Source organism: Rhodoplanes sp. (assembly GCF_013377085.1).
In the GTDB taxonomy this organism is placed as follows: Bacteria; Pseudomonadota; Alphaproteobacteria; order Rhizobiales; family Xanthobacteraceae; genus Rhodoplanes.
Map to the genome: position 1 here is coordinate 190,416 of NZ_JACAAX010000001.1, position 17,019 is coordinate 207,434.

Annotated in this window: 14 protein-coding genes; 7 read left to right on the top strand and 7 right to left on the bottom strand. The window is 70.0% G+C overall.

Annotated elements, in window-relative coordinates; genetic code table 11:
- Positions 1–9 precede the first annotated feature (9 nt).
- Positions 10–1,467, top strand: coding sequence for an extensin family protein (locus tag HXX10_RS00780; RefSeq protein ID WP_296519433.1), 1,458 nt, complete (start codon positions 10–12; stop codon positions 1,465–1,467).
- A gap of 232 nt (positions 1,468–1,699) precedes the next feature.
- On the opposite strand, the gene HXX10_RS00785 is transcribed toward HXX10_RS00780, so the two are convergent.
- Genes HXX10_RS00785 through HXX10_RS00795 form a run of 3 tightly spaced genes read right to left on the bottom strand, consistent with a single transcriptional unit; the run spans position 1,700 to position 3,899 of the window.
- A complete protein-coding gene (locus HXX10_RS00785) occupies positions 1,700–2,437 on the bottom strand; it encodes an SDR family oxidoreductase (RefSeq protein WP_296519434.1) in 738 nt (245 codons plus the stop codon).
- 26 nt (positions 2,438–2,463) lie between these two features.
- Positions 2,464–3,459: an aldo/keto reductase gene (locus HXX10_RS00790; protein ID WP_296519435.1), complete on the bottom strand. Its 996-nt coding sequence runs from the start codon at positions 3,457–3,459 to the stop codon at positions 2,464–2,466.
- A 44-nt stretch (positions 3,460–3,503) separates the two neighbouring features.
- A complete protein-coding gene (locus tag HXX10_RS00795) occupies positions 3,504–3,899 on the bottom strand; it encodes a cupin domain-containing protein (protein WP_296519436.1) in 396 nt (131 codons plus the stop codon).
- A 119-nt stretch (positions 3,900–4,018) separates the two neighbouring features.
- Between HXX10_RS00795 and HXX10_RS00800 the strand changes: the two genes are divergently transcribed.
- A complete protein-coding gene (locus HXX10_RS00800) occupies positions 4,019–4,930 on the top strand; it encodes a LysR family transcriptional regulator (protein ID WP_296519437.1) in 912 nt (303 codons plus the stop codon).
- Here HXX10_RS00800 and HXX10_RS00805 read toward each other — a convergent pair.
- Both HXX10_RS00805 and HXX10_RS00810 read right to left on the bottom strand, forming a co-directional pair.
- On the bottom strand, positions 4,920–6,890 hold the full coding sequence (locus HXX10_RS00805; protein WP_296519438.1) for a tetratricopeptide repeat protein: 1,971 nt from the start codon (positions 6,888–6,890) through the stop codon (positions 4,920–4,922). The genes HXX10_RS00800 and HXX10_RS00805 overlap by 11 nt on opposite strands.
- Before the next feature lie 150 nt (positions 6,891–7,040).
- Positions 7,041–7,628 (bottom strand): hypothetical protein, encoded by a 588-nt coding sequence (locus tag HXX10_RS00810; RefSeq protein ID WP_296519439.1) that lies wholly within the window; start codon positions 7,626–7,628, stop codon positions 7,041–7,043.
- Between the two features lie 323 nt (positions 7,629–7,951).
- On the opposite strand from HXX10_RS00810, the gene HXX10_RS00815 reads away from it, so the two are divergent.
- The 5 genes from HXX10_RS00815 (at position 7,952) to HXX10_RS00835 (ending at position 14,240) form a co-directional block, all read left to right on the top strand.
- The gene (locus tag HXX10_RS00815) at positions 7,952–8,932 is read left to right on the top strand and encodes a tripartite tricarboxylate transporter substrate binding protein (RefSeq protein ID WP_296519440.1); all 981 of its coding nucleotides are present in this window, start codon (positions 7,952–7,954) and stop codon (positions 8,930–8,932) included.
- Positions 8,933–8,940: 8 nt separating this feature from the next.
- Positions 8,941–9,696, top strand: coding sequence for an MBL fold metallo-hydrolase (locus HXX10_RS00820; RefSeq protein ID WP_296519441.1), 756 nt, complete (start codon positions 8,941–8,943; stop codon positions 9,694–9,696).
- Positions 9,693–10,718 (top strand): Ldh family oxidoreductase, encoded by a 1,026-nt coding sequence (locus tag HXX10_RS00825; protein ID WP_296519442.1) that lies wholly within the window; start codon positions 9,693–9,695, stop codon positions 10,716–10,718. The genes HXX10_RS00820 and HXX10_RS00825 overlap by 4 nt, the downstream gene beginning before the upstream one ends.
- Positions 10,719–10,875: 157 nt before the next feature.
- The gene (locus HXX10_RS00830; protein WP_296519443.1) at positions 10,876–13,089 is read left to right on the top strand and encodes a PAS domain S-box protein; all 2,214 of its coding nucleotides are present in this window, start codon (positions 10,876–10,878) and stop codon (positions 13,087–13,089) included.
- Positions 13,090–13,235: 146 nt separating this feature from the next.
- Positions 13,236–14,240, top strand: a complete 1,005-nt coding sequence (locus HXX10_RS00835; protein WP_296519444.1) for a TIM44-like domain-containing protein — start codon at positions 13,236–13,238, stop codon at positions 14,238–14,240.
- 79 nt (positions 14,241–14,319) lie between these two features.
- Here HXX10_RS00835 and HXX10_RS00840 read toward each other — a convergent pair whose 3' ends face one another.
- Both HXX10_RS00840 and HXX10_RS00845 read right to left on the bottom strand, forming a co-directional pair.
- On the bottom strand, positions 14,320–15,582 hold the full coding sequence (locus tag HXX10_RS00840; protein WP_296519445.1) for an FAD-dependent oxidoreductase: 1,263 nt from the start codon (positions 15,580–15,582) through the stop codon (positions 14,320–14,322).
- 78 nt (positions 15,583–15,660) lie between these two features.
- On the bottom strand, positions 15,661–17,007 hold the full coding sequence (locus tag HXX10_RS00845) for a YeeE/YedE thiosulfate transporter family protein (protein ID WP_296519446.1): 1,347 nt from the start codon (positions 17,005–17,007) through the stop codon (positions 15,661–15,663).
- Positions 17,008–17,019: the final 12 nt, after the last annotated feature.

Here is a 17,019-nt window from a genome sequence, read left to right on the forward strand (position 1 = left end):
ACTCGTGCCATGACGCGCGACGTTCGTTGGTATCTCGTCGGCTCGCTCGTTCTCCTCACGCTCGCCGGTTGCGCCCGCAACTTCATGGCGCAGCGCGAGCCATGGCGGCGTGAGGCCGAGGTTTCGTGCCTGAAGGGCGGCTCCGTGAAGCAGGGGCCGGCCGTCGCGTTGCTGTCGCCGATCGACGGGCCCGGCATGTGCGGGGCCGATTTTCCCATGAAGGTCGGGGCGCTGGGCGACAGCCAGGCGCTCGGCTATGCGGACGACCCGGTGCGGCCGCCCGGCGGCATCCCGCAGGGCTCGCAGGGCGCGCAGAGCGCGCCGCCCGGAAAAATCCTCGGCGCGCCGCCCGGTTATCTGCGGGTGCCGTCCGGACCGCCGCCTGCCACCCGCCCGTCCGGCTCCTATGGCGGCACTGGTGGCGGCGAGGCGAGCGGCCCGACGCCGCTGACGCCGCCCGGCGTGGCGCCGCCGCCGCCCGATTCCCCCGGCGCCTATGCGCCGCCGATGCCGTCCTATGGGGCTGCCGCCGAGCCGCCGCGCAGCCGCTCCGCGGTCGGCCGCGGCCAGCTTCCGCCGGTGCGGGAGACGAGCCCGGCCCGGTCCGCGCCGGGTGGGCTCGACTACGAGGAGCCGGGCTTCTCGCCGACCCCGATCGATCGCGCCTCGCCTTACCGTGACGCGCCGCGGGCGAGCCGTTCAGCCCCGCCGCCGGTCGCGCCGCCCCGCACGACGCGCGAGAGTGCGCCCGCCCGCGAGCCGCCGCGCGACACCGCCTCGATCTATCCGCCGAGCTATCCGAGCATGGGCGAGCCGGTGTCGGTCGGCCCGTCGCGTCCCGAGCCGCTGACCACCGGCGCGACCGCCGCCGCGGTGTCGCCGGCCGCGACGCTCGCCTGTCCGCTGGTGTCCCAGCTCGACCGCTGGGTGCTGGAGGGCGTGCAGCCGGCGGCGCAGCGCTGGTTCCGCCAGCCGGTGGTCGAGATCAAGCAGATCTCCGCCTATTCGTGCCGCGGCATGAACGGCAATCCGCGCGCCCGCATCTCCGAGCACGCCTTCGGCAATGCGCTCGACATCGCCGGCTTCGTGCTGGCCGACGGCCATGTGATCACGGTCAAGCGCGGCTGGCGCGGCACGCCGGAGGAGCAGGGCTTTCTGCACGACGTGCAGACGGTCGCCTGCGAGATGTTCACCACCGTGCTGGCGCCTGGCTCCAACGTCTTCCACTACGACCACATCCATGTCGACCTGATGCGGCGCGATTCCGGGCGGCGCATCTGCCAGCCGGCGGCGATCCCGGGCGACGTGGTGGCGGCGCGCGCCCGCGGCGGCAGCGGCTACGCCGCGCAGCGCCCGGACTTCGGCGCCACCGGCTCGATCGCGGCGCGCAAGCGGGCGGCGCGTGCCCCCGAGTCGCGCTTCGACGAGGACCGCGACCTGCCCAGGGCGGTGCCGGGCGAGGACTGATCTCGGACGCCGCCGCTCGATGCGCGCGAGCAGGATGGCGATCGCCGTCCGCGACATCATCGAGCGGAACGGTGGGATCTCGCCGGCTAGAGCGGTTTTCGCTGACGTTGACCCACGCTCCGCTCATTCCCGCGAAAGCGGGAATCCAGGGTATCTCTGCCGTGTCGCCCCTGGGTCCCCGCCTTCGCGGGGACGAGCGGAAACGATTGATTCATCGACACAGGAACCGGCCCTAGATCTCCTGCCGGGTCGACCTGAACAGGATCTCGTTGATGTCCACACTCTCCGGCTGGCTCATCGCGAACAGCACCATGTCGGCGAAGGCGTCGGCGGGAAGCGCGATCTCGTAGATCTTGCGCACGCTCGCAGCGATGTCCGGCTCGGTGATGCTGTCGGGCAGCTCGGTCGCCACCGCGCCGGGCGAGATGACGGTGGTTCGGATGCCGTAGGGCTTGACCTCCTGCCGCAATCCCTCGGAGATGACCCGGACCGCGTGCTTGGTCGCCGCGTAGACGGCGCTGCCCGGCCGCACGACGTGGCCGGCGACCGACGAGACGTTGATGATGTGCCCGCTCCTCTGCGCCGTCATGTGCGGCAGCGCGGCGGCGATGCCGTAGAGCACGCCCTTGATGTTGACGTCGATCATGCGGTTCCAGTCCGCCACCTTGCCCCGTTCGAGCGGTGAGTGCGGCATCAGGCCGGCATTGTTGATGATCACGTCGATGCGCCCGTGCATCTGCACCGCACCGTCGACCAGATGCTTCACCTGCTCGTAATCCGTCACGTCGGTCTTCACCGCGGCGGCCTTGTCCAACCCCAGCTCTCCCGCCAGCGCCTGAAGCCGGTCGAGGCGTCGCGCGCCCAGCACCAGCTTGGCCCCGTTGCGGGCGAGCCGCCGCGCCGTGGCCTCGCCGAGGCCGCTGCTCGCGCCGGTGATGACGACCACCTTGTTCTCGATGTTCTGTGTCATGCGTCTCGCTCCTGATGCAGCATTGCCTACAGTCCGGTCATCTTCTCCAGGTGCTCGGGATAGCGATCTCCCTGCACCGGGATGTTTGCCGCCGCCGCATCGATCTCGCGCAGATCGTCGGCCGTGAGCACAAGGGCCGCCGCGCCCATGTTCTCGTCGAGCCGCGACAGCTTGCGGGTGCCGGGGATCGGCACGATCCACGGCTTCTGGGCGAGCAGCCAGGCGAGCGCGACCTGGGCCGGCGTCGCCTTCCTGCCGGCTGCGATCCGGCCGAGCAGGTCGATCACGGCCTGGTTCGCCTTGCGCGCCTCCGGCGTGAACCGCGGCAGGGTGGTGCGGAAGTCGGTCGCATCGAACGTCGTCGTCGCGTCGATCTTGCCGGTGAGGAAGCCCTTGCCCAGCGGGCTGTAGGGAACGAAGCCGATGCCGAGCTCCTCCAGCACCGGAAGCACCTCCGCCTCCGGCTTTCGCCACCACAGCGAATACTCGCTCTGCAGCGCCGTGACCGGCTGGACCGCATGGGCGCGGCGGATCGTCTGCGCGCCGGCTTCCGAGAGGCCGAAATGCCGGACCTTGCCGGCCCGGATCAGATCCTTCACGGCGCCCGCCACGTCCTCGATCGGCACATTGGGATCGACACGGTGCTGATAGAACAGGTCGATGACGTCGGTCCGCAGCCGCTTCAAGGACGCCTCGGCGACCTCTTTGATGTGCTCCGGCCGGCTGTTGAGACCCGCCCACATCCGCTCGCCCTTGGGATCGAGATCGAACCCGAACTTCGTCGCGATCACCACCTTGTCGCGCACCGGCGCGAGGGCTTCGCCGACCAGATCCTCGTTGGTGAACGGGCCATAGACCTCGGCGGTGTCGAACAACGTCACGCCGCGGTCGACGGCCGAGCGGAGCAGCGCGATCATCTCCTGCCTGTCGGCGGCCGGGCCGTAGGAAAAGCTCATGCCCATGCAGCCGAGGCCGAGCGCCGAAACCTCCAGGCCGCTGCGTCCGAGTTTGCGCTTCTGCATGTCTTTGGTTCCTTTTATGATCAGGTTGGACCTTTTGTCCGCGGTCAGGCGCCGTATTGTGCGTCGTCGACGTGCTCCATCCAGTCGACGGTCTTGCCGTCGTGCTGCTCCTGGATGGCGATGTGGGTCATGGCGGTCGTCGTCGAAGCGCCGTGCCAGTGCTTCTCGCCGGGCGGAAACCGGACCACGTCGCCGGGGTGGATCTCCTCGACCGGGCCGCCCCAACGCTGGACCCGGCCGCAGCCGGCCGTGACGATCAGGGTCTGCCCGAGCGGATGGGTGTGCCAGGCGGTTCGGGCGCCGGGCTCGAACGTGACGCTGGCGCCGACGACGCGGGCCGGATCCTGCGCCGGGAACAGCGGGTCGATCCGCACCGTCCCGGTGAACCAGTCGGCCGGGCCCTTGCCGGACGGCTGCGTGCCGCACCGCTTGATCTCCATGATCGGCTCCCCTCACCCATCGCCACCTCCGAACCGGCGGCCACGGCCGGAAGATAGGGCTGGCGGCAGTCAGCGTTTAGGCGGTAAAATGAGATTGAACTTATATTCTGGATTCATAAATGCGGCGCGAAGAGCTCGGCGACCTGACGGCGTTCCAGGCGGTGGCGGAGCAGCGGAGCTTCACCCGCGCGGCCGCCAAGATCGGCACGTCGCAGTCGGCTCTCAGCCATACCGTGCGCCGGCTCGAGGAGCGGCTCGGCGTTCGGCTGTTGACCCGCACGACGCGGAGCGTCGTGCCGACCGAGGCCGGCGAACGCCTGCTGCGCACGCTGGCGCCGGCGCTCGACGGCATCGAGGCGGAGCTCGCCGCGCTCGGCGACCTGCGGGAGAGGCCGGCCGGCACCATCCGCATCACGACCGGCGAGCACGCCGCCCAGGCGATCCTCTGGCCCGCCCTCGAGCGGCTCCTGCCGATGTATCCGGACATCAAGGTCGAGGTCGCCGTCGACCAGCGACTGACCGACATCGTCGCCGAGCGCTACGACGCCGGCATCCGGCTCGGCGAGCAGGTGGCCAAGGACATGATCGCCGTGCGGATCGGGCCGGAGCTGCGCATGGCGGTCGTCGGGTCGCCGGACTATGTCGCGCGGCGGCCGCCGCCGAAGACGCCACGCGATCTCGCCGACCACGCCTGCATCAATCTCCGCCTGCCGACGGCGGGCGGCCTCTACGCCTGGGAGTTTCGCAAGGGCCGGCGCGAGCTGAGGGTGCGGGTCGACGGTCCGCTCGTCTTCAACCGCATCGACCTGATCCTGAGCGCCGCCGCGAAGGGCTTCGGACTGGCCTGCCTGCCGGACGACTGTCTCGCGGCGCATCTGGCCGACGGCCGGCTCGTCCGCGTGCTGGCCGACTGGTGCCCGCCGTTCCCCGGTTATCACCTCTATTATCCGAGCCGCCGCCAGCCTACGCCGGCCTTCGCCCTGCTGGTCGAGGCGCTGCGATATCGCGCCGGCTCCCGTCTCAGCGGCTGAGGACGACGTCGCCGATCAGCGAGGAGTGGTCCCACGGCAACTGCTTCTGCCGGGTCGCCTGGTAGACGTCGGCGCGCACCCGCTTCATCACGGCGCTGATCTCGAGGCCCGGCGTGCCGATGTGCTTGAGCAGCGCCGCCGTGAACGGGCTGTTGCGGCCGTCGCCGTCGAGGGCGACGTTCTTGGGCTGGGTGGCGTAGACGATCATGGTGCCGACCGCGCTCTGGATCGGGGCGAGGCCGCTGCCGACCGAGGTCGAGCGGGTGCCGAGCGTGGAGGCGAACGAGCGGGCGAGCGGATTGTCCCGGCAGGCGTCGAGGAAGACCAGGTTGACCCGGCGCTCGCTCTCCATCTGGGACAGCACGTCGTCGACCGTGACGGTGTCGAAGGCGAGATCGCCCTGGCGCTCGAGCTTGGCGTCGATCGGTACCAGATAGTTCTTGTCGGCGACCTGCAGGCCGTGCCCGGCATAGAAGAACAGGGCGAGGTCGGCGCGATCGAGCTTGCGCCCGAACTCGCGGATCTTCAGCTCCATGTCCTGCTTGCCGAGATTGATGCCCTCGACCACGTCGAAGCCGATCGTCCGCAGCGAGCGCGTCAGGTCGCCGGCGTCGTTGGGTGGGTTGGGAAGCGTGGTGGCATACTTGTAGGTGCCGTTGCCGATCACCAGGGCGACGCGGTTGCCGGGCGTGGCGACCGTCACGGGAGCGCGCGGCGGCTCGGTCGACGGTGCCACGGATGCGGCCGGCGGCGAAGCGGTGGGCGGCGACGCAGTGGTCGGCGGGGATGGACTGGCGGCGTCGATCGCGGCGAGATGCGCGCGCGCGGTCTCGCTCCAGGCGCTTCCGGAGAGCCACGTCCTCACCGGCGCCGCGAGCGCCGCCTTGAAGTCGTCGCGGGCCCGCGCCGTGTCGCCGCGGGCCTCGAAGGCCAGGCCGCGGCTCGTCAAGGCCGGCGAGAGGTTCGGGTCGATCCGCAACGCTTCGCCTTGATCGGCGATGGCGCGGTCGAGATCGCCTTTCAGGCGCCGGGCCTCGCCGCGGTTGCTGTAAGCCACCGACATCTTCGGGTCCAACCGGATCGCCTCGTCGAGATCGGCGAGTGCGCCGTCGAGGTCGCCACGCTGCCGGCGGACATAGCCGCGCAGGTTGAGCCCGTTCGTGTGCCGCGGAGAAAGTCGGATCACCTCGTCGAGGTCGATCAGCGCGCGGTCGAGATCGCCGCGCTTCACCAGTGCCAGGACGCGGTAGATGTGAGCCTGGATGTTCTTCGCATCGAGCCGGATCGCCTCGTCGTGATCCCGCAGCGCGCGATCGAGGTCTCCCTTGGTGGCCCAGGCGTCGCCCCGGAGCGTGAAGTAATCCGCATCCTTGGGGTTGATGGCGATCGCCCGGTCGAAGTCGGCGATGGCGCGATCAGGCTCGCCGCCCCGCCGGAAGGCCAGGGCACGTGAGTAGAGCGCGAAGTGGTACGTGGGATCGAGCTCGATGGCGCGGGTGAAGTCTTCGATCGCTCGGGCTCGGTCGCCCTTCTTGTCGTAGGATACCCCGCGTCCACTGTAAGCCCCGGCCTGCTTGGGATCGAGTTCGATGGAGCGCGAGAGGTCGACGATGGCCCCGTCGTGGTCGCCGTTCTTCTGGAGCAGCAAGCCCCGGCCGCGATACGCCCACCCGGCCGCGGCGTCAGCCTCGATCGCCTTGGTGTAGTCGTCGATCGCGAGCTGGCGTTGCCCTTTCTCGGAGCGGGCGATGGCACGATGGCCGAGGAGGCGTGCGCGTTCCGCCGCCGACAGCTTGCCGCGGCCCTCCAGCAGGCGCGTGCAGGCGGCGATCGCTGCCTCCGCATCCCGGCCGATGCAGACCTCGCGGTCACGGGCGGTCTGGGCGGAGGCCGGTGCGACGGGAAGAAGGACGGCGGCGGTCAGGGCGAGAGCGGAAACGACCAGTCGGGTCGGGACCATGGGAGCACCACTGCGGCGATCGCATGGGGCGATCGCGAAAGCAAAATCATAAGATCACGAAATCGTCGGCGCGACTGTGATCTCCATCACGGTCTGCCCACCGTCCCGCGGAGCGGCCGGCGGCGCACGCCGCGGGTTTCGTCGCGCGTTTCATCGCGCGTTTCGTCGTCCGGCGTCCGGGATGCCGCGGCCGGCAGGCGTCTGCAGGAAGCGGGCGAATTCCACTCTGACTTCTGCCCGGGGCGCATCGATGAAGGCGTAACCCATCGAGACGGGCTTTTTGTCGAGCCGAAGCGAGAGCTTTCTGCCCTCGACCCATTCGACCTTGTCCCAGGATGTCTTGCGGCCAAGCCCGATAAACGGCCGCCATGTCACGCCGGACACGTCGAGCAGGATGATCGGCCTTCTGCTCGAGGCGTCCCACACGAGGCTCCCACCCATCGCCAGCATGAGTCCGCTCATGAGCAGGGCCAGTCCGAACCGGAAGACCGGAGGAAGGTCCTCGAAGATCCGGCCGAGCAGCCGTGAGGTCTCGTTGTGCCAGTCGGGGTCGAGCATCTCGGGCGAGAGCCATATGAGGCCGGCGCCGATCACACACAGCATCAGGCTGACCCCCGCGGTCGGCCATTTGGCCCGCCGGAAGGCGACGGGCGAGAGCGGAGCGTCGGCGGCGGCGTCGGGTGACGACTGACGCATGATTCGGACTCCTTCTCGACGGGTCCGGTCGCCCGGAGACATTCGCTCCGGCACCTCCCGTCCGGGTCGTCGCGGTGCCCTTGTTCGCTCGGGGACCGCCGCCGGATCGCCGCGACACCGACTGACAGCCGACGAGATTGAGAGGGTCTTTTACCAGTACAATGATACCGATCAAATGCCTCTCGGGATTGTGCGCGTCGATCCGTGTCTCCGACCTCGCGGAAACGGGTTCGGAGCCCGGACCGGGTCGCCCCCGTCCTGTCGTCTCCATCCCCGCGCCCCTTGCGCCGCGGCGGCCCGGTGACATAGTCGGGCTCCTGCCGGTTCCCTCCGAGAATTCCCGTCATCCGCAACGGAGAATCCCCGTGATCACGCGCCGCGCCGTCACTGCCGGTCTCGCGACCGTCGCCGCAGGGTCTCTGGTTCGCGCCCAGGGCGGCTTTCCGGATCGTCCGATCCGCATCGTCGTCGGCTATCCGGCGGGCGGCGGCGTCGACATCGTGGCGCGCATGTTCGCCGAGCCCATGAAGGCGGCGCTCGGCCAGCCCGTGATCGTCGAGAACCGCACCGGCGCCGCCGCCATGATCGGAGCGCAGTCGGTCGCCCGCTCGACGCCGGACGGCTACACGCTGCTGATGGCGGCCTCCGGCGAGGTCGCCGTCAACCAGCACATCTACAAGGAGCGGATGACCTACGATCCGCTGAAGGAGCTGGTGCCGGTGGCGCTCGCCGGCATCGTGCCCTGCGTCGTCGTGGTCGACGGCAAGTCACCGATCAGGACGCCGGCCGATCTCGTCGCGACCGCCAAGGCGAACCCCGGAAAGCTGTCCTTCTCGTCGTCCGGCGTCGGCAACCCGCAGCATCTCGCCGGCGAGCTGATGAACCGCATGGCCGGCATCGACGTGCTGCACGTGCCGTATCGCGGCTCGGCGCCGGCCGTCACCGATGTCGCGGTCGGCGCCGTCACGATGAGCTTCTCCAGCCTCGGCGCGGCGCTGCCGCTGATGCAGGACGGCCGGCTGCGCGCCGTCGCGGTGACGTCGCGCGAGCGCATGCCGCAGCTCCCCGACGTGCCGCCGCTGAGCGAGGGCGCACCGGGGCTCGCCGGCTACGAGCTCCTCAACTGGTTCGCCATGTTCGCGCCGACCGGCATCCCGGAGCCTGTGCTGCAGCGGCTGCACGACATCGTCACGGCCGCGATCGCCGACAAGGGCATCACCGAGAAGCTGATGATTCAGGGCATCGTGCCGAAGCCCATGTCTCTCCCCGAGCTGAGGACATTCGTGCGGGCGGAGTCGGAAAAATTCGGCAAGGTCGCCGAGGCGGCCCAGATCAGGGCCGAGTGAGAGGTCAAATGTATCGTCTCGACGTTCTGGTGCAGGGCTTTCCCGGCAAGGCGGTGTGCCATGGCGGGCTCGGCTGGAGCACCATCGCGCTGCTGCGGTCGCAGGAGCGCAAGATCCTGATCGATGTCGGCGCCTTCGGCATCCGCAAGCCGCTGGCCAAGCTGCTCGCCGCCCATGATGTCCGGGCGGACCAGATCACCGACGTCGTTCTCACGCATGCGCATTACGACCATGCCGTGAACTTCGTGCTGTTTCCGAACGCGACCGTATGGATCGGCCGCGACGAGCTGGCCTGGGCGGCGGCGCAGCCGCCCGGCTTCGATCCGCTGCCGGAGCTTTATGTCGACGCGCTCGACGCCGATCCGCGGGTGCGCCGCGTCGCCGACGGCGACGAGTTCTTGCCGGGCCTGCGGGCGCACGCGGCGCCCGGCCATACGCCGGGCTCGATGATCTTCCATCTCACCACCAATCCCGTGCCCGTGATCTTCACGGGCGACGCCGCCAAGAACCGCGCCGAGCTGATCTCACGCCGCGTCGACGCCAGCGAGGACGATGCGGCGAGCCGCGCCTCGATCGAGATGATCTGGCGGCTGTGGCGCCAGACGTCCGGCACCATCGTCATCCCGGGGCACGATCTCTCGATGCGGCTCGGTGACGACGGCGCGCCCGTCTACACGGCGAAGCGGTGCGCCGGCATCAGCGCGTGGTTCGCCGAGACGCTGGAGGATACCACCGTGTTCGATTTCGCCGGAGCAGCCTCATGAGCGAGGCCGTGATCTCCGAGGCGGCGCTGTTCGCGCTCGCCACCAAGGCGCTCGCCGCGGGCGGCATGGCCGACGCGGACGCTGCGCTCGCCGCCCGCGTGCTGGTGCTCGCCGACATGTTCGGGCTGCGCACCCACGGCATCAGCCGCATCCCGCAGTATCTCGACCGCGTCCGCCTCGGCGGCATCGACGTGAAGGCGGCCGTGACGACCGAGCGGGTCGCCGCCGGCCTCGCTCGCGTCGACGGGCGGAACGGCATCGGCCCGCTGGTCGGCATGCGGGCGCTCGAGGCCGCCATGGAGGGGGCGCGCGCCGCCGGCATCGGCGCCGCCTTCGCCCGCGGCAGCAATCATTTCGGGCCGATCATGCCGTATGCGTTCCTGGCCGCGCAGGAAGGCTTCGCCTCGATCATCGCCAGCAACGCGACGACCACGATCGCGCCCTGGGGCGGCCGCGACACCCGCGTCGGCAACAATCCGATCGGGCTGTGCGTGCCCAATCCGGGAGGCGATCCGATCCTGCTCGACATGGCGCTCAGCGTCGCGGCGCGCGCAAAAATCCGCAAGCTCGCCGAGCAGGGGCTGCCGATGCCGGAGGGCTGGGCGGCCGACCGCGACGGCAAGCCGACCACCGACCCCAAGGCCGGCCTCGCCGGCTTCCTGCTGCCGGTCGGCGGCCACAAGGGCTACGGGCTCGCCGTGATGGTCGACCTGTTCGCCGGCCTCTTGTCGGATGCGGCCTACCTCACCCATGTGCAGGCCTGGGACAAAAATCCCGGCGTGGCGCAGAATCTCGGCCATGTCTTCGTGCTGATCGACGTGGCGAAGCTCGGCGGCGCGGAATGGTTGCACGCCCGGATGGAGGACTTCGGCTCCATCCTGGCGAGCACGCCGGCGGCCGATCCGGATGCCCCCGTGATGGCGCCCGGCGCGCGCGAGTTCGCCGCCTATGCGCGCCAGCGCCGCGACGGCGTCAGCGTGCTGCAGGCCGATCTCGATGCGGTCGTCGCGCTGGCTGGCTAGACCGGCCGGCGGCTTGCGCACCGTCGCGAAAAGGACAGACTGTTGGCGAACCGCTAGGAGGAGTGGCGAGATCGAATCGGATGTCCCCGGGGCCGACCCGGCGGCGCAGGGGAGGGTACCAGGCTTGGCGGCGATCGCGTCGGGACGGACGGCGGGCTTGCGACGGTCCAAGGCGCTCGCGCATCGGCCGGTGCCGTTGCGGGTGGCGCTCGCGCTGCTGGCGCTCGCGGGCCTGCTGCCGAGTCTCGCCTTCTTCGCCATGGAATATCGCGTCGTGGTCGGCGAGAAGCAGGCCGAGGTCGAGCGCCAGGGCCGCCTCTATGCCCGTGCCATCGCCGACGACATCACCCGCGAGGTCGCCGTCAAGCAGGCCCAGCTCGCCGTGCTCGCCACCTCGCCGCATCTCGCCGCAGACAATCTCGCCGGCTTCCACGGCCAGGCGCGCCGGAGCGTGGCCGCCGTGCCGGGCTGGATCGTGCTGCTGCGCAACGACGGCCAGCAGATCCTCAACACGCTGGAGCCGTTCGGCCAGACGTTGCCGGTGAGCCGCACGCCGGCGCTGGTCCAACGGGTCACCGAAAGCGGCGAGTGCGAGACCTCCGATCTGTTCCGCTCGCTGGTGTCCGGCCGCTCGGTCGTCACGCTGGTCTGTCCGGTGTCCGGGACACCTTACGTGCTGTCCGGCACCATGCCGGTCGAGCACCTCAGCGGCGTGATCGCCCGCCAGACGCCGGACGGATGGGTGTCGACCCTGGTCGACCGCAACGGGCTGGTCATCGCCGGCAGCGAAAGCGCGGACGCCGCCACCGGGACACGGATGCCGGACGAGATGCGCAGCCGCACCGCGGCGGGCCTCGGCGGCTGGGCCGACTACCGTCTCGACGGCGAGGCGTTCCACGCTGGATGGCAGCGCGTCTCCAACGGCTGGATCGTGCTGACCGCGGTGCCGCGGGCGACCGTCGATGCCCCGACGGCGCGGTGGAAATCCGAGGTTCTGTGGAGCCTGGTGGTCTTCTCGGTGCTGGCCTGCCTGTGCTCGGCGCTGGTCGGCGAGTGGATCATCCGCTCGATGAGGGAGCTGTCGCGCGCCGCGGCCGTGATCGGGGCCGGCGGCGTCATCGACACGGTCGAGTCCGGCATCCGCGAGGTCAACGAGGTGGGGCAGGCGCTCGCCCAGGCCTCGCACGATCGCGCCAAGGGCGAGATCGCCAATGCACATCTCGCCGCCTTGGTCTCGTCCTCCGGCGACGCCATCATGAGCGTGTCGCTCGACGGCGAGATTTTGAGCTGGAACACCGCCGCCGAGGAGCTCTACGGCTACCGCGCCGAAGAGGCGGTGTGCCACTCCCACGCCATGCTGCTGCCGCCCGACCGGCTCGAGGAGCTCGATGCCAAGGTCGAGGCGGCCCGCGCCGGCCGCAGCCTGCGGCTGGAGACCATCCGGCTGCGCCGCGACGGCATCCCGATCGAGGTCTCGCTCGACGCAGCACCGATCCGCAGCGCCGACGGGACGCTGGTCGGCATCTCGGTGATCGCCCACGACATCAGCCAGCGCAAGCGCGACGAGGCGCACATCCAGTTCGTGATGCGCGAGCTGTCGCATCGCACCAAGAACCTGATCACCGTGATCATCGCGATGGCGCGCCGCACGGCGCGACAGAGCGACGACTTCACCGACTTCGAGGACAAGTTCACGGGCCGGCTGCACGGGCTGGCGCGGTCGCACGACGTCCTGGTGCACATGGACTGGATGGGGGCGACGCTCGACGAGCTGGTGCGCTTCCAGCTCGCGCCCTTCGTCGGCGAATCGTCCTCCCTGACGATCGACGGGCCGAGCCTGATGCTGCGGCCCGAGGCCGTGCAGAATCTCGGCTTCGCGCTGCACGAGCTCGCCACCAACGCCAACAAATATGGGGCGCTCGGCCAGGCCGGCGGGCGGGTCACCATGAGCTGGACGGTCGCGACCGGGCCGAACGGCGACGACCGGGTCCGGCTGTGCTGGCAGGAGACCGGCGGTCCCCCGGTCCAGCCGCCGCGCCGAGCCGGCTTCGGCACCACCGTGATCCAGAAGCTCACCGAGGCCTCGCTCAACGCCACCGTCACGATGGCCTACGACCCGGAGGGGTTCCGCTGGGAGGTCGACATGCCGGCGGCCGAGATCCTCAGCGAGACGCCGCCGCCCCCGGCCGCGCCGGCCCCGGCGCCCGAGGCGCCCGCCGCCGCCCATCCCGCTGCCGCCACCCAGGCGGCCGTCCCAGAAGCCCCCGACGGCGGTCCGGCGGGAGCCGCGGCAGCCGATAAAGCGGCCGCAGCCGATCAGGCCGCGGCGTCGGCGTCGGCGTCGGATGTCGAGGTCGCCCGCACCGGGTGAGCCGCCGCTTTTGTCGGCCGGGACAGGGGAGCGAACCCGCCGGGCGGGGCTAGCGACAAAGCGCCACTTCCCCTGGCCGACGGCAGGCCCGATATAAAGCTCCGAGTATTGCCTCTGCAATGAGCAGCAGGCTGTGGAGGAGACATATGTTCGGATCGCGCACGCGCCCGATTTTACTTTCACTCGCCGTGGCTTGCGCCCTGGTCATGGTGGCCGGTGACGCTGCCTGGTCGCGCGCCGGCGGCGGTTCCAGCTTCGGCAGCCGCGGTACCCGCACCTATTCGGCCCCGGCCCAGACCCGTACGGCGCCGACCGCGGCGCCGGTGGAACGGTCGATGACGCAGCCCGGCACGACGCGACCGAACGCCGCGGGCCCGGCCACCACCGGCATGGCGCCGAGCCGGCCCGGCCTGTTCGGCGGCTTCGGCGGTGGCATGCTGGGCGGCCTGGCGGCCGGCTTCCTGGGCGCCGGCCTGCTCGGCATGCTGACGGGCCACGGCTTCATGGGCGGCCTCGGTGGCTTCGCCTCGATGCTCGGCTTGCTGCTGCAGATCGGTTTGGTGGCTTTCCTCGGCATGTTCCTGTGGCGGATGTGGCAGAGCCGCCGGGCCCAGCAGCCCGCGATGGCGAGCGGCCCGCATCTGCGCGACATCGGCGGCGGCCAGCAGCACGGGATCGCCGGCATGCCGCTCGGCCTCGGTGGCCTCGGCGGCGGCGGCGGCGCCGCGGCGCCGGAGCGTTCCGACGAGGTCGGCATCGGCCCGGCCGAGTACGATGCCTTCGAGCATCTGCTCGGCGACGTGCAGGGCGCCTTCTCGACCGAGGATCTGAGTGCGTTGCGCACCAAGGTCACGCCCGAGATGCTGTCCTACTTCTCGGAGCAGTTCGCGGAGAACGCCAGCCGTGGCGTCATCAACCAGGTGTCCGACGTCAAGCTCGAGCAGGGCGACCTCGCCGAGGCCTGGCGCGAGGGCGACACCGACTATGCGACGGTGGCGATGCGTTTCTCGCTGGTCGACCGCATGGTCGACCGCGCCTCCGGCAAGGTGGTGTCGGGCGGCGAGGGCCGCGAGACCGTCACCGAGCTGTGGACGTTCCGGCGCGCCCGCGGTGGCGCCTGGATGCTGTCGGCGATCCAGCAGGCGCGCTGACGGCGCGCTCCGCTTCCACTGCGCTTTCGGCGGCCGCGGGCACTGTCCCGCGGCCGTTTTGATTCGGGCGCCGGGCGCGTTACTCCGCCAGCTCCGGCTCCCGGTGATCGACCAGGGCGTCGAGGGCGCGCTCGATGCGATCGGGGTCGAGCACGCGGGTCTTGGCCACCACCTTGCCGTCCTGGGTGAAGACCAGCGACGGGGTGTCCACCGCGCCGAGCCGCGCCGCCAGGCATTCGCCCTTGTAGGTGTCGACCAGCCCGAGCCGCACCCGCCCGGCATAGTGCCGCTCGATCTCGCGAATGGTCGGCAGGAAGTCGCGCGAGCGCTCGTCGATCGGCGAGTAGACGTAGATCATGCCGGGCAGCTCGCATTGCAGGAGCTGGTTCTCGAACACGTCCAGCTCGGCGATGTAGCGCTCGGCCTCGAATCCCGCGATGGCGCCGTCGCCGACCGCGGTCGCCACCTGCCTGAGGCAGGTCTGGCGGACGTCGCCGGCCGCGAACACCCCGTCGAGATTGGTCTGCATCCGCGTGTTGGTCGGGATGTAGCCGCGCTCGGTGAGCGTCACCTGGCCCTGAAACAGCTCGGTCGCCGGCAGATAGCCGATGAAGTAGAAGCAGCGGTCGACCGGCACCGGCACCAGCTCGCCGTTGCTCGTGTCCTTCAGAATGACGGCCTCGAGCCGCTCGCCGCCTTCGAAGTGGTCGACCACGGTGTTCCAGCGGAACTCCATCTTGGGCTCGCGCATCGCGTCCGCCTGGGCGGCGGCGTTGGCGTCCATGTGGCCTTCCTCGTGGATGACCGACATGATCACCTTGGAGGCGAACTTGGTGAGGAACAGGCCCTCCTCGACGGCGGCGTCGCCCGAGCCGATCACCATCACGACCTTGTCCTTGCAGCTCGCGGCGTCGCAGGTCGCGCAGAACGAGATGCCCTTGTCGTAGAGGAAGGCCTCCTCGCCGGGCGCGCCGAGCAGGCGCGGCTTGCCGCCGGTGGCGATGATCACGGCCTTGGCGTGATAGACGGTCCGGAAGGTCTCGATGATCTTGTCGCGGCCGCCGAGATCGACCCGTTTGACCGGCGTGTTCTTGAACTCGGCGCCGAAATGGCGGGCCTGCTTCTCGAACTTCCTGGCGAGCTCGAGCCCGGTGATGCCCTCCGGGAAGCCCGGATAGTTGGCGATCTCGTTGGTGTAGGTGGCGAGGCCGCCGATCAGGCCTTTCTCGATCACCAGGGTCTTCAGCCGCGCGCGGCCGCCATAGAGGGCCGCCGTGAGGCCGGCCGGTCCGCCGCCGATGACGACGAGATCGTAATACTGGTGGTCCTTGGTGATGGGCATGTGCGGTGAGCTTCCAGTGGGTCGGCGAAATGGCGACAGGCGGCGGCGCGGGCCTGGCGGCCCGCGCCGTGGACGGGCTCAGGCGTTGCTGCGCTTCGACCACCAGTCGGCGAGCAGCCAGATCGCGAACAGGCCGGTGAGCTGCACCGCGAGGGCCGGGACGAAGCCGCCGAGGATGTTCGGCAGGTAGACGGCGCCCTTCATGTCGACCATCAGGAGGTCGCGCCAGAGCGGCCATGCCGCCGCACCGATCAGGCCGCCGATGCAGAAGAATGGCAGCACGATCCACTGCTGGACGAAACCCTCGCCGACCCGCATCAGGGTGCCGGAGGCGCAACCGCCCGAGATCACGGCGCCGATGCCGAACAGGAAGGCGCCGACGGCGGTGTGGACGCCGACCGGCGAGATCAGGCCGATCTTGAGAGCCGCTTCGAGGTTTCCGGTCCGGATGTAGGAACCGAGCTGCAGGGCCGAGACCAGCACGGTTGCCAGTGCCAGCGCCACCATGACGGCCTTGGTCAGGTTGGTGCCGCCGGTGAGACAGGGATCGCGCATCGCCGCCGTGAAGCAGAACCGCGCCCGCTGCAGCGTGAAGCCGAGCGCAATGCCGATCACCCAGAAGACCGCCAGCCGCGGCGCCTTCTGTATGTCGACATAGTAGTAGGCGATCATCCCGAGTCCGAGCAGCAGGGCGAGCCCGATCGGGAATTGGGTGACGTTCTCCTTCTTCTCGACGCGGGTGCGCTGGATGCGCCGGATGCCGCCGCCGGGCTTGCCCGGCGCCGACGCGGCCACCGGAGCTGCCGCCGGCGAAGGCGCGACCGCCACCGCCGTGCTCTCGCCGATGAAGACGGAGACCAGCAGCTTCGACCCGACGAAGGCGCCGATGAAGATGAACAGCATGAACACCCAGCCGTGCAGCGACATCGACGGGACGCCCGAGAACATCGCCCCGATATTGCAGCCGAACGACAGGCGGGCGCCGAAGCCCATCAGCAGGCCGCCGATGATCGCGGCGGCGACTTGTCTGCTCGATTTGATGTTTTTGATCTTGAACTGACTGGCCAGCAGGGTCGCGAGCAGCGCGCCGAACACCAACCCGACGTCGATCAGGGTGCCGGCGTCGGTGAAAAAACCGACCTGCGGGTTGTTGAAGGCGGGCGCCACCTCCTTGAAGTACGTCCAGGTGTGGGGATCGCCGCCGACCAGGCCCCAGGCCCAGGCGCCCCAGAAGGTGAGGGCGGTGGTGACACCCCAGACCGAGCCGGTGGATTCCAGCAGCGATGCCGCCAGCACGGCGAGCAGGACGGCGCCGGTCAGATAGGTCCAGGGCTGAACGAGAATCGCCCTGAACGTCGTGGTCTGGCGAAGGGCCTTGAGAAGGGAGGTTTCCGGAGGCCGGGGGAGGGCGGTGATGTCGGTCATGGCGGGTCTCGC